This is a genomic window from Blautia sp. AF26-2, from assembly GCF_003460955.1.
Taxonomy (GTDB): Bacteria; Bacillota; Clostridia; order Lachnospirales; family Lachnospiraceae; genus Fusicatenibacter; species Fusicatenibacter saccharivorans.
Genome location: NZ_QTWD01000013.1, coordinates 91,209 through 104,624 on the forward strand (window position 1 = coordinate 91,209; position 13,416 = coordinate 104,624).

Sequence of the window (13,416 nt, forward strand, 5' to 3'; positions counted from 1 at the left end):
GCGTATTCTCCTTTCTAATCCTGCTGGGATGCTTTGACACGTGGGTCAATGACTGCATACAGAAGTTCAACAAGCAGGTTGGCCAGCAGAACCATGATAGTAATGATTAACGTACAGGCAGAAAGCAGCGGATAATCCTGGCCGGTAACTGCTGAGAGCATCGTTGTTCCAAGTCCCGGATAACTGAATACCATCTCAGCTACCAGGTTACCGCCTATCATGGTACCAAGGGACATTGCAAGACCGGTGATCTGCGGAAGCATTGCGTTACGGAACACATATTTCACAATCGTATGATCCTTGATTCCAAGGAAACGACTGTATTTTACATAGTCGGCATTCAATTCATAAATTGACATTGAACGCATACCAATAGCCTGGCCGCCGATCGTGATGATTACGATAGACCAGAACGGCAACTGGTAATGTGAAAGCACAGATTTCATAAAAGCAAGGCTCATATGCGGAATCATACTGCTCGCATAGCCGCCTGCTGCAGGTGCAATATGTAATTTCAGTGAGAAAACAAATAAAAGTACGGTTGCCATACCAAAGGCAGGTACGTTACTGATAAACAGGAATGCCGGAAGGATTGCCTTGTCGAAAACACCTTTCATGTAAGCTGCAATTGCACCAAGCAGGTTACCAAGAATCCATCCAACAATAATGGCCGGAAGCTGTAAACATATGGTCCACAGAACTGAACTGGAAATAATATCGGATACGGTACGCGGATACTGGCTGAAAGAAATGCCGAAATCACCGCGAAGTGCATTTTTTACCCAGGTAAAAAACTGGACATACATTGGTTTGTTAATACCAAATTTCGCTGCATAGTCTTCATATACTTTCTGAATTGCAGTCGCATCGGTCATACCTTCTACCGATTTGGACGCAATAGTTGAAACCGGATCGCCCGGCATCAGACGCGGAAGAATGAAGTTCAGCAGCACTGCAAAGACTAACGTCAAAAGATACCACATGATCTTCTGCGTATAATACTTTTTCATTCCTTTCATAGAGGAACCCTCCTTCTGATTTTGTAAAAGCGGCCGGAGCACCCCGGCTCCGGCCGCCTCTGTTACAATTCAGTGTGTGCTTTCTTTCTGTTTGGCAAATCAGCCGTCAATCAGTTCCAGATTGTACAGTGCTGCTACGCCATAACCATCGGTGCAGTCCATCGGAGGAACATTGGTTCCATCGTCTTTCTGCGGATAGTTGGTCCATACGGACTCGTTTACTTCGTGGAATACCTGCGGTCTGTACATCAGCGGTACACACGGGCAATCTTCCAGCATAATCTTGGAAAGTTCTGTATAGTAATCTTTCAGTTTTGCATCATCGGTCTCATGAGGAATTGCTGCAAGGATTTCATCTACACGGTCGTTCTGATAATGACCGAAGTTACCACTGAAGTTAACCTCAAGATCGTTGTAATCAGAGCTCATGAAGAAACGGCATCTCATGTACGGGTTGGCAACCGATGTACCAGGGCCGGACTGCATGGTGATTTCGAAGTTTCCGGTACTGTAATCCGTGCTGTAGTTTGCTGCTTCCGGGAAGTAGGTCTCAATGTTGATACCAATATTCTTTCCTGCTGCTGCTACGATTTCAAGGGTTGCATTCCAGTCAGACCATCCTGTCGGGCACTCAGCCTTATAGGAAAGGTTCTTTCCGTTGTACTCACGGATTCCGTCTCCGTCGGTGTCTACGATTCCGGCATCGTCCAGAAGCTTCTTAGCACCTTCTACATCGGCATTGGACCACTGATACTCTTTTAAGGCATCCTGATCCACCATAGCCTGCTCAGCATCGGTCGGGTTCATGACAGAACGCGGAACATCTGCGAAGGTAGGAGACTGTCCGGACATTGCTGAAGAAATAACCTGATCGTAGTCAACTGCCATAGCGATTGCCTTACGAACAGCTACCTGATCCAGTCCTTCTACTTCTGTATTAAAGAACAGGGTAGGCATTGTCATACACAGCTGATACGGTGCTTCATCAACATAGGTAGAAATCGGAAGATCCTGCTCTAACCACAATTTCTGAAGGTCTGTGATGAATATCTGTGCCACATCAATATCACCATTCTGGAATGCGGTGGTAGCTGCTGCGTTATCTTTAAAGATCGGGTGAGAAATATATTTCGGAACCGGAAGCTTACCCCACATGGAATCTGCCTGTCCCCAATAATTATCATCGCGGATCAGAACTACGTTCTGGTCATTGTCAAAGTATTTTTTGTACGGTCCGGAAGTTACCAGATCGTCCATCTTATCCATTTTAATTGCTTCAGCATCGTTGTTGTTTCTGTCAGCTACGGTCTTTAAATAATTTTCCTGCATGATGTAGAGCATCGGCAGATATCTTTCCGCGAGAACCGGGTTAACTGCTTCGCCGGAGTCATCGGTTGTCAGTTTGAAGACTACGGTACTGTCATCCTGTGCAACAACATCTGCAATGTAGCTCTTCATTTCAGCGCCGGTAGAAGAATTGTAATCTACATGTGCATGATAGGTAGCTGCTACATCTTTTGCAGTAACCGGTGTGCCGTCATTCCATTTTGCGTCAGCTTTGATTTTCACTGTGATCTCGGTACGATTGTCGTTCCATACTGGATCTCCGTCTGCAAGCAACGGATACATTTTTGCATCCAGTGGATTCCACATATAAAGAGTTTCATAAACAAGTACACGTGAAGCATCGCCCTGTGCTATAACCATTGCATTGTTTGAGTTTGCGGACATTGGGTTGTAATCGTTGACGGTACCCCACTGCTGTCCTGCGAAGTAAAGAGTTTCATTTCTTGGAAGCTCTCCTACCACATCATCTGAACCTGTGGTATCTTCGCTGGAAGCATCTGCTGTGCTGGAAGATGCTGCTGTGGCATCGCTTGATGCATCTGCTGTTCCGCTGGAGGATGCTGTTGTTCCTCCGGATGATGCTGTTGTTCCTCCGGATGAACCGGTGCTTGTACTTCCGCTGTCTCCACATCCGGCAAGCATCGTTCCTGCCATTGTCACTGTCATTAACAGTGCAAGGACTTTCATGTTACGCTTTTTCATACTTTTTACCTCCTTAAGGTTTTCGTTCTTGCTTGATGAATTCATTATACACAAAGACTGTTAGAAAAACAGTGTCTATTTTTTGTTTTTGGTGTTCTTTTTTTGTTTTATGTTGGTTAAATTGCTCATTTTACTCTTTTTAACTCCCTTTGTTCTGCTCATTTTTCACATATCCATTTTCGCAACATCTGCACTATTTCGTCATTATGATTATTTGTGCTATTTTTCCGTCTTTTCCGACATTTTTCCGTTCGCTTTTTCCATCTCTTTGTGCTATGATGAATATCGTATCAATTTCAGGAGGTTTTTTCTATTATGAATACTGTTTCTCATAAGTACCGACAGTCAGCGCTTCTGCTTCTGACCGCTGCGATCTGGGGTTCTGCCTTTGTCGCACAGCAGACCGGTATGGATTATGTCGGACCTTTTACGTTCAACGCGGCACGAAACCTGCTCGGCGGACTTACGCTTCTTCCGCTGATTGTCTTTTTCTCCTCGCGTAAAAAGCGAACCCTACCGCCGGATGCTTCGTCAGAAAATGGCACACAGCCAAAAACGCTCTGGGCGGGCGGTATTCTCTGCGGCATCGCACTGTTTGTCGCCTCAACTCTGCAGCAGATCGGCATCCAGTACACAACCGTCGGAAAGGCCGGTTTTATCACCGCACTTTACATCGTACTTGTTCCGGTCTGCGGTTTTTTTCTCCGAAAGCGTGTACAGCCGAAGGTCTGGCTCGCAGTTCTTATTGCCGTCGCTGGTCTCTATCTGCTCTGTATGACAGACGGCTCCTTCTCTTTGCAGAAGGGAGATTTTCTTGTGCTTGCCTGCGCGCTCGGATTTACCGTACATATTCTGGTTATTGATCATTTTTCTCCGCTTGTCAGCGGCATCAAAATGTCCTGCATTCAGTTTTTTACCTGTTCGATCCTGTCCGCTGTCTGTATGGTTCTCTTTGAAACCGTAAACTTCTCCGATCTTCTGCACGCCTGGATGCCGATTCTCTATGCCGGAATTCTCTCTTCAGGTATTGGCTATACCCTGCAGATCATCGGGCAGAAAGGATTAAATCCTACCACAGCTTCTCTGCTTATGAGCCTGGAATCCGTTTTTTCTGTTCTTGCCGGTTGGATTCTCCTTCATCAGGCTCTCTCCGCTCGCGAGCTCTCCGGCTGTATTCTGATGTTTGCAGCGATCGTGCTGGTACAGCTTCCGGGATTTTCCAAAACCAACGCTGTTTCCTGATGCCATTCCTTTTTCAGTGTAAGAAAGATTCCTGTTTTGCGAGCTTCTTTCTTACGACAGCTTGCTTTGATGACATAATTTCCCTCCGCCGCAGTGTGATCCTGCCCGGAGGGCTTTTTTATGCCTTCCGAAAATTTAACAGAATCAAGTAAGTCACCTGCTTCCATTTCGAATATCCGCTTGCCCAATATTTTCATAGCATAAAAATACAAAATTCTGCATATTGATTGCAGGATTTTTTAATTCGTGCTACACTGTTTTTATTGTACCAATAAGCACTTATTTTATTAGGAGGTTCTGTCATGCCCGTTTTTGATTTCAGCAATTCCCCGGAAAAAGCAAAAGTTTCCGAATGTACGTATACTGTTTTCCGCACAAACGCACCGTTTACTTCTCCGGATCAGCCGATCCTAATTCTGGATACAAAAGAGAAGGCTTTCCCGCATCATCCCTGTGGTATTTTCACAAACCCATCCAAACGGACCTCGTTTGAATTTAAAGAGGAAGAAGAAACCTTTATTGCCGACATTCTTCAGATCGATGCCCGTTTTGTCAGCCTTTTAAAATGGCTCGGTGAAAACCATATCAATGTCCGCCTTTCCGGTACACAAACATCCGACGGTTATGCAGTTTACAAAATCCGCGAGATCGCTTTCGGTGGCGGCGCAAAGCTTTCGGCTGAGGATGGATTTTTACAGTTTATGATTGAGCGTCTCCTCGCCAGCAATGCACCGGAAGAAGAAGTTGAGGATGAGGATCAGGAGGAAACCGGTGACAGCATGAAGCTCACCAGCATCCAATCCATCACTGATTTTATGAACTGTGCCGGAAGAACGCTGCCGGACAATATCCGCCTTTGGGCTCGTCGAAACCTCGCTGTTGCCCGTTCCCACGAAGTCTCTCCCGAAGAACGTCGTCACGCACAGCGCGCCCTCTCCATGATGATGAATATTCAATGGAAAAGCAACTATTTTGAAGCCATTGATCCAGTGGAAGCACGCCGGATCCTCGATGAAGAACTGTATGGCATGGAACGCGTGAAGCAGAGAATTATCGAAACCATCATTCAGATTAACCGGACTCATACGCTGCCGGCCTATGGTCTGTTACTGATCGGTCCTGCCGGAACCGGAAAATCGCAGATTGCTTATGCCGTTGCGCGTATCTTAAAACTGCCGTGGACAACACTCGATATGAGTTCAATCAATGACCCGGAACAGCTGACCGGAAGCTCCCGCATTTACGCAAACGCAAAACCGGGAATCATCATGGATGCTTTTTCCATGGCCGGCGAATCCAACCTCGTCTTTATCATCAACGAACTCGACAAGGCTGCCTCCGGCAAGGGTAATGGAAACCCGGCAGATGTTCTGCTGACCCTTCTTGATAATCTTGGTTTTACCGATAACTATATCGAATGTATGATCCCGACCGTCGGTGTATACCCGATTGCAACCGCAAACGACAAGGACCAGATCAGTGCTCCGCTGATGTCCCGCTTCGCTGTGATTGAAATTCCGGATTACACACCGGAAGAAAAGAAAATCATTTTCTCCCGCTATGCACTTCCAAAGGTGTTAAAACGTATCGGTATGAAAGAAAAGGAATGCATTCTGACACCGGAAGGACTCGATGCCGTAATCTCCTGCCACGAAAACACAAGCGGTATTCGTGATCTTGAGCAGGCTGCTGAGCATATCGCAGCAAATGCGTTATATCAGATAGAAGTCAACCATGTTTCCTCTGTTACCTTTAATGCAGAAATGGTACGTGAACTGCTCTTGTCCTGCTGATCTGCCTTATTTTCTATTTTGAAGGCGTATCAGGGTACGGCGAAAACCAGTGACGCAACAATTCACGCTCTGTGGTGCTGAAATTTTTTGTATTATTTTAGAGTGTGCTGTAAAATAGTTTCCTGTCCCATCAGTCTGTACTTTCGGGCAGGGAACTATTTTATTTCTCCAGATATTTTCATAAAAGAAAGCCCCTGACAATTTCATGTCAGGGGCTTCCTTTCGATCAATTCAGAAAATTTATTTCTGCGGGCCGGAGGAAACAAGTGCTTTACCAGCAGCGTTTCCTTCATATTTTGCAAAGTTCTTGATGAATCTTTCAGCCAGATCCAGTGCTTTGGTCTCCCACTCGGAAGCATCAGCATAGGTATCGCGAGGATCCAGGATAGCCGGATCAACGCCCGGAAGTTCAGTCGGAACTTCGAAGTTGAAGTACGGAATAGTCTTCGTCGGAGCTTCGTTGATAGCACCGCTTAAGATTGCATCGATGATTCCACGGGTATCACGGATGGAGATACGTTTTCCGGTTCCGTTCCAGCCTGTGTTAACCAGGTATGCTTTTGCTCCGCTCTTCTCCATTTTCTTAACAAGCTCTTCTGCATATTTGGTTGGGTGCAGTTCCAGGAATGCCTGGCCGAAGCATGCAGAGAAGGTAGGAGTCGGCTCGGTAATTCCGCGCTCGGTTCCTGCAAGTTTTGCAGTAAATCCGGACAGGAAGTAGTACTGAGTCTGCTCTGGTGTCAGAACAGATACTGGCGGAAGTACGCCGAATGCATCTGCGGACAGGAAGATAACATTCTTAGCTGCCGGTGCAGAAGAAATCGGGCGAACGATGTTCTCAATGTGGTTGATCGGATAAGATACACGAGTATTCTCGGTTACGCTCTTATCATTGAAGTCAATTTTGCCTTCTGCATCAACAGTAACGTTCTCAAGCAGAGCGTCACGTCTGATTGCGTTGTAGATATCCGGCTCAGACTCTTTGTCCAGGTTGATAACTTTTGCATAGCAGCCGCCCTCGAAGTTGAATACTCCGTTGTCGTCCCAGCCGTGCTCGTCATCACCGATCAGAAGACGTTTCGGGTCTGTGGAAAGTGTTGTTTTTCCTGTTCCGGAAAGTCCAAAGAAAATTGCGGTGTTCTCACCGTTCAGGTCTGTGTTTGCAGAGCAGTGCATGGAAGCGATACCCTTCAGCGGCAGATAGTAGTTCATCATGGAGAACATACCTTTCTTCATCTCTCCGCCGTACCATGTGTTGACGATAACCTGCTCACGGCTTGTGATGTTGAATACTACTGCTGTCTCAGAGTTCAGACCCAACTCTTTGTAGTTCTCAACTTTTGCTTTGGATGCGTTGTATACAACGAAATCCGGCTCGAAGTTCTCAAGCTCTTCTGCTGTAGGTTTGATGAACATGTTAGTTACGAAATGTGCCTGCCAAGCTACCTCAACGATGAAGCGGATAGCCATACGGGTATCTTTATTTGCACCGCAGAATGCATCTACAACGAACAGTCTTTTGTTGGAGAGCTCTTTTTTGGCGATCTCTTTTACTGCTGCCCATGCTTCCTGGGTTGCCGGATGGTTATCGTTTTTGTACTCATCAGAAGTCCACCATACAGTATCTTTCGAATTCTCGTCCACAACGATGTATTTGTCTTTCGGTGAACGGCCTGTATAGATACCGGTCATAACGTTAACTGCACCAAGCTCTGTCTCCCGGCCTTTTTCATAGCCTTCCAGCTCTGGTTTTGTCTCTTCCTCAAATAACTGCTCATAAGAAGGGTTGTACACAATTTCTGTGGTACCGGTGATGCCATACTTTGTTAAATCGATCTGTGCCATCTTGTAATTAACCTCTTTCCTTTGATAGTAATACTGCTTCATTCTGCAAAATGCAGAAATTTGAAGGTATCCTTTAGAAGAAACCGGACCAGCCGACCTCTTCTACTCTAATTATACATAAAAGGCCAAAAAAATCAACTGAAAATCTTCCGTTTTTTTACAGAACGTGTCCCAAAATCTGTAAAAATTTTATAAACTTCGATTTTTCGAAGTTTTCTGACAATTGCATTTTTGTACACTTCATCCTGCAAATTGACATTTTTTGATTTTTTATGTTATAATATTAATAATTATGTTCGGAAAGAAGTTTCTTTATGTATTACGATCTGACCCGCGGGAAAATCTCCCGCTCTCTTATCCTGTTTGCCCTGCCGATGATCGCAGGAAATCTGTTGCAGCAGTTTTACAACATTGCCGACACCCTGATCGTCGGACGCGTTCTCGGAAGCAATGCGCTCGCCGCCGTCGGCTCCTCCTATACGCTGATGACGTTTCTGACTTCCATTTTTCTCGGCCTGTCGATGGGCGCCGGTGCGCTCTTTTCGATTTATCAGGGACGAAAAGATCTTTCTTCTTTAAAACTTTCGATTCTCCACGCGTTTCTGCTGATCCTTGCCGTTACGCTCGTGCTGAATCTCGCTGTTTATGCAGGCATCGAGCCGATCCTTACGTTTCTTCGCGTCCCGGATGAAGTCCGTCCCGGCATGCGGACGTATCTTCTGATTATCTTTGCCGGCCTTATTGCAACATCCGTATACAATTTCTTTTCCTGTATGCTGCGCGCGCTCGGAAACTCTTCTGTGCCGCTGATTTTTCTCGCTGTCTCTGCTGTGCTGAACATTGCACTGGATCTGCTCTTTGTCGCTGTACTGCCGTTCGGCATCGCAGGCGCGGCGCTCGCTACGGTTCTTGCGCAGTATGTGTCCGCCGTCGGTATTCTGCTCTATGTGCTGCTCCGCTGCCGCATGTGGCTGCCGTCAAAAAAAGAATGGCGTTTCAGCCATTCCATTTTAAAAGAGATTCTGAATCTTTCTTCGATGACCTGCATTCAGCAGTCGGTCATGAATTTCGGCATTCTGATGGTACAGGGGCTCGTCAACAGCTTCGGTCCGGCGGTCATGGCGGCATTTGCGGCCGCGGTGAAAATTGATACCTTTGCCTATCTGCCGGTGCAGGATTTCGGAAATGCCTACTCCACTTTCACCGCACAGAATTACGGGGCCGGAAATCACGAGCGGATCCGGCGCGGCACGAAAGATGCTTTTGCACTGAGCGCTGCTTTTTCCATCGTCATTTCTCTGCTTGTCAATCTGTTCGCGCATCCGCTGATGCAGATTTTCGTGAAAGCATCAGAAATGGAGGTCATCGCGATCGGCATACAGTACCTGCGGCTGGAAGGCTCGTTCTATCTCGGCATCGGATGGCTGTTTCTGCTGTACGGGTATTACCGCGCTGTCAAACGCGCCGAGATGTCGGTTGTTCTGACCGTCATTTCGCTTGGCATGCGTGTGGCGCTGGCATACCTTTTCTCCGCCACGGCGCTTGGCGTTGCCGGGATCTGGATCGCCATTCCGATCGGCTGGGCACTGGCTGATATGACCGGACTTTTCTTCCTGCGGCGTGCATTCCGATCGCAGAAGCCTGCATAAGTTCCGAATCTTATATCGCAGTACGGTTTTCTGCGGATAAACTGCGGAACTGCCCCGGCGTCTGGTGCATGCGTTCCTGGAAGACGCGGTTAAAATAGCTGATATTTCGGAATCCGCAGTCGCTCGCAATCTTGCTGATCGCCTCCTCGGTGGAAAGCAGCAGCCGGCAGCTCTCGGCAATCCGCAGGTTATTGACATACGTCACGGCGGAAATATGCATAATCGACTTAAAGAAGCGGCAGAAAGCGCTCTCACTCATATGAAACTGGCTCGCCAGTTCCGCGATTTCGAGATCCTCACAGAAATGAGCATTCATGTATGTGAGGATCTCTTTCATTCTGCTGACACGGTAATTCGTCGAGGCATCCGTTTTTCCGCCGTTCTTTTCTGCCGCACTGTAATATCCCTGCCAGATTTTCAGAAGTTCCGCTTTTAACAGCAGCTCCCAGCCCGGTTCTTTTCTTTCCTGCAGATTTCGGATCTCCTGCATGGCCTGTGCCGTTTTTTCTGCAAGGCGTGTCCCCCGCTCTGTCTTGGATGGAAAACGGATCTCGGAGGACAGCACTGGTTCGATATACTGCTGCTGGATCCGGTCAAGCGATGTGCCGGACAGAAAACGCGGCTGGAATACAACGGCAAGAAACGTAAATTCCTGTCCGTCGATTCCCTCTACCTCATGCAGACGGTTTGCATTGACAAAGGCGGTCTCCCCTTCCCGCAGGAGAAAGGTCTCGGTATCCATATGAAAAACAGCTTCGCCCTTTACTGCATAAAAGAGCTCCACTTCCTCATGCCAGTGGCAGTACACCCGCACGGTACTCTGCAGGTCTGTCTCGAAAACGTGAATGCTCAGCGGAAAAAGCTCATCACCGTGGGGCTGTGTTTCTTTTCGGTAATTCATCTGTGAGAGCATATTTTTGTCTCCTCTCTTGTTTTGCTCTGCTGTCCCAATTGTAACACGAACTTTGCGATTCCGGCAAGTTTCCATGTTCTGCCGGCGAATCGCCCTTCCATGACCGTATTTTTCCTTCTTAAATGATAATAATTATCATATTTTATCAGCTTATTGACATTTCTTTTCATCCGCGCTATATTTTAGATACCCCGATAGGGTATGTGATTTCAAATTTTTCATTAAACTCCAGGAATACAGTCCGGCACGCTTTCGTTTCGCTGTATTCCCGGAAGAAAGCAGGTATTGTATGATTAAAACAGTCTTAAAAATTGATGGTATGATGTGCGGCATGTGCGAATCCCATATGAATGATGTAGTCCGCAAGAGCTGCTCTCCAAAGAAAGTAAACTCTTCTGCAAAAAGCGGCGAGACCGTTGTCATCAGCGAAGCGCCGCTCGATATTCCGTATCTGAAACAGCAGATCAAGAACATCGGATATGAGCTGGTTTCGTATACGAGTGAGCCGTATGAGAAAAAGGGATTTTTCCATTTCGGACGATAAGCGGATTTCATGCCTTTCCTTTTGCAGTTTGTGCGTCGGAAAAAAAGCACCTTTTCAGAAGTTTATTTCCTTTTGGAAATCTGCCTCTGAAACGGTGTTTTCTATTTTTTATCCATGATTTGATCAGCCGCAGCAGCATCCGCAGGACGGCGGCGTTTCTTTCTCCTCTTTTTTCGGAGATTCTGCGCCCAGATCGTACCAGGTCGGGTCGATGTCGAATCTGCGGTTGTTTCCAAGATAGATCGGATGGGTCGGGTCTGAGGACAGGTAGGCGCGCTCGGTCGAAACCTTCCACTGTGCATCCCAGTCAATCTTCGGAAGTGCCAGATCGTAGTGTGTGCTGGCGCGGAAGCCGTCTTCCTCTCCCTCAATTCTTCCCTTGGCGTCTGCCGGCGGCACGGCAAAATCTGCAAAGAAGGTGTTCACACCGTCGAAATGGCCTTCGTTGCTTCTGGAGAAGGAACTGCGGTATACCGCGTTGTTGATATTATCGAAGAGCCAGAGATTCATCTTGTCAACCTCTTCCCGCAGCTCCACCGGATACAGCTCCGGCGCGCCTTTTTTGTGCCATGGGCGGAAGTTGACCTCGAAATAAGTGGTCAGCCAGTTGTAATCGTTGTTGACTACCTTTCCCGTCGTTGTGTCGATCAGCGCCGGAACGGTCGTTCTTCCCTGGTAATCATCATCAGCACGGTAATACGCCTCAGAGAGGAACTGATCACCGAACACCGGGTCGATGTTGTTTTCATTGTAAACGTATTCCCAGCCAAGGTTTTTCTCATGCGGGGCATGTTCTACCATATTGACGGAAATCTGATCTTCCAGGCCCTCCAGCTCTCTTACGATCGCCGCGCGGTTGGACCAGTGGCACAGCTTTGCCCAGACGAGACGGTATCTCTTATTACCTTCTGCCTTCAGATCATTTTCACCGTCGCCGAACGGAGTCGTGAAGTGATTCGGCTGTCTGCGGAAATAGCCGTTTTTGTCGATCTCCGATACGGTTTCTTTTGGTCTTACGCGGATTTTTCTTCCATTTACAATCTCATAATCATAATTCGCCATTGATTTTCTGCCTCTCTTTCGCGTGTTCTATCGAATGAATTTTCAAATAGGAAAGCTTTTGCTTTCCTATCATTTCGCTATGTTTTCTATGCAGTTATCATACCATATCTGTCTGGTTACGTCTAATTGCTAATTCTTTGGAGTGGCTATAGGATTTTCTTATATTAAAAGGCTAGTGCCGCATTCTCTGCAAATGGGCGCTGGCCTTGTTTTCGGCGCTTTTTGTTTTTCAGATTTTTCCTTCCCGGCGCAGATACGCCAGAAAGCCGTTGCATCCCTCCACGACATCGCGGTACGTCGCCTCAAAATCTCCCGTATACCACGGATCCGCAATATCGCGGCCGGAACCGGTGAAGGAAAGAAATTTGTAAACCTTTCCATCCGGATCATTTTTCAGCATCCGGTTCAGATTGCGGATATTCGCGGTATCCATGCCGATGATGTAGTCGGCGCGCTCGTAATCCTTCCATGTAATCTGCTTCGCGTGATGCGGCACGAGCGGAATGTGCTCCTCGCGCAGTTTATTGACTGTCCCGTAGTGCGGCGGATTGCCGATCTCCTCGCGGCTGGTGGCGAAGCTGTCAATTTCAAAATTGTGGGCAAGGCCGAGGGAATTTACTTTGTGGGTGAATACGCTCTCAGCAAGAGTCGAGCGGCAAATATTGCCGTGGCAGATGAAAAGTACTCGTATCATAAAAATTTTTCCTCCTATAGCTATCCTCTTAATTAACGCAAATTCCAGATGCGTGGAACCACCCTTTGCAATCATTCGTGCTTATTGTTTCTAAGGCCGCTTTTACAGCCTCAGGTAGTTCAGCAGCAACACGGACTTTCCTCTTTCGGAGAAAGGCTTTCATTTTTGACCACATTTTTTCAATAGGGTTCAAATCTGGACTGTATGGTGGCAAATATAGATAGGAGATCCCCGCCTTGTCTAAAAGTTCCGTCACTATTTTGGCATGATGAGAACGCATGTTATCCATGATTACAACATCGTCTTTCTCAAGGCTCGGTATCCATTGTTTTCCCATATATTTACGAAATCGCTGTGCAGTTGTTCCACCTTGGTACGTAGTATATACCAGACTGCCGTTAAGCCGGATGGATGACAAAACAGTTGTTCCGGCAGGCGTGTTGATCGGGGTAGCATCCATGGCACGTTTCCCATGTACTGCATGTGCATAGTGTCTTGTGAGGTTTGTATTAATACCGCTTTCATCGAGATATATTTGATGTTCTGCATTTGCACCAGATATAGTTTCTATCCATTGACTGCGTTTTCTCTGCACATCGGGGACGA

11 protein-coding genes are annotated in these 13,416 nt (G+C 47.0%); 4 read left to right on the forward strand and 7 right to left on the reverse strand.

What is annotated here, in order from left to right; all coding sequences use genetic code 11:
* Positions 1–14 precede the first annotated feature (14 nt).
* Positions 15–1,019 carry an ABC transporter permease gene (locus DWY63_RS15450; RefSeq protein WP_022462698.1) on the reverse strand — a complete coding sequence of 335 codons (1,005 nt, stop codon included), beginning with the start codon at positions 1,017–1,019 and terminating at the stop codon, positions 15–17.
* 99 nt (positions 1,020–1,118) lie between these two features.
* Positions 1,119–3,068, reverse strand: a complete 1,950-nt coding sequence (locus DWY63_RS15455) for an ABC transporter substrate-binding protein (RefSeq protein ID WP_022462697.1) — start codon at positions 3,066–3,068, stop codon at positions 1,119–1,121.
* A 315-nt stretch (positions 3,069–3,383) separates the two neighbouring features.
* Here DWY63_RS15455 and DWY63_RS15460 point away from each other — a divergent pair, with 315 nt between their 5' ends.
* Both DWY63_RS15460 and DWY63_RS15465 read left to right on the forward strand, forming a co-directional pair.
* Positions 3,384–4,310 (forward strand): DMT family transporter, encoded by a 927-nt coding sequence (locus DWY63_RS15460; RefSeq protein WP_117761787.1) that lies wholly within the window; start codon positions 3,384–3,386, stop codon positions 4,308–4,310.
* 302 nt (positions 4,311–4,612) lie between these two features.
* Positions 4,613–6,103, forward strand: coding sequence for an AAA family ATPase (locus tag DWY63_RS15465; RefSeq protein ID WP_117802572.1), 1,491 nt, complete (start codon positions 4,613–4,615; stop codon positions 6,101–6,103).
* Between the two features lie 240 nt (positions 6,104–6,343).
* Here DWY63_RS15465 and pckA read toward each other — a convergent pair whose 3' ends face one another.
* Positions 6,344–7,948, reverse strand: a complete 1,605-nt coding sequence (gene pckA / locus DWY63_RS15470; protein WP_117802573.1) for a phosphoenolpyruvate carboxykinase (ATP) — start codon at positions 7,946–7,948, stop codon at positions 6,344–6,346.
* 314 nt (positions 7,949–8,262) lie between these two features.
* Between pckA and DWY63_RS15475 the strand changes: the two genes are divergently transcribed.
* Positions 8,263–9,597, forward strand: a complete 1,335-nt coding sequence (locus DWY63_RS15475; protein ID WP_117761791.1) for an MATE family efflux transporter — start codon at positions 8,263–8,265, stop codon at positions 9,595–9,597.
* 10 nt (positions 9,598–9,607) lie between these two features.
* Here the strand turns inward: DWY63_RS15475 and DWY63_RS15480 are convergent, their stop codons facing one another.
* The gene (locus DWY63_RS15480; RefSeq protein ID WP_055228413.1) at positions 9,608–10,510 is read right to left on the reverse strand and encodes an AraC family transcriptional regulator; all 903 of its coding nucleotides are present in this window, start codon (positions 10,508–10,510) and stop codon (positions 9,608–9,610) included.
* 289 nt (positions 10,511–10,799) lie between these two features.
* On the opposite strand from DWY63_RS15480, the gene DWY63_RS15485 reads away from it, so the two are divergent.
* Positions 10,800–11,054: a heavy-metal-associated domain-containing protein gene (locus DWY63_RS15485; RefSeq protein ID WP_117802574.1), complete on the forward strand. Its 255-nt coding sequence runs from the start codon at positions 10,800–10,802 to the stop codon at positions 11,052–11,054.
* A 123-nt stretch (positions 11,055–11,177) separates the two neighbouring features.
* On the opposite strand, the gene DWY63_RS15490 is transcribed toward DWY63_RS15485, so the two are convergent.
* The 3 genes from DWY63_RS15490 to DWY63_RS15500 form a co-directional block, all read right to left on the reverse strand.
* Positions 11,178–12,116: a hypothetical protein gene (locus DWY63_RS15490; RefSeq protein ID WP_117802575.1), complete on the reverse strand. Its 939-nt coding sequence runs from the start codon at positions 12,114–12,116 to the stop codon at positions 11,178–11,180.
* A gap of 229 nt (positions 12,117–12,345) precedes the next feature.
* The gene (locus DWY63_RS15495; protein ID WP_117802576.1) at positions 12,346–12,810 is read right to left on the reverse strand and encodes a low molecular weight protein-tyrosine-phosphatase; all 465 of its coding nucleotides are present in this window, start codon (positions 12,808–12,810) and stop codon (positions 12,346–12,348) included.
* 28 nt (positions 12,811–12,838) lie between these two features.
* Positions 12,839–13,405: an IS630 family transposase gene (locus DWY63_RS15500; RefSeq protein ID WP_158568383.1), complete on the reverse strand. Its 567-nt coding sequence runs from the start codon at positions 13,403–13,405 to the stop codon at positions 12,839–12,841.
* Positions 13,406–13,416: the final 11 nt, after the last annotated feature.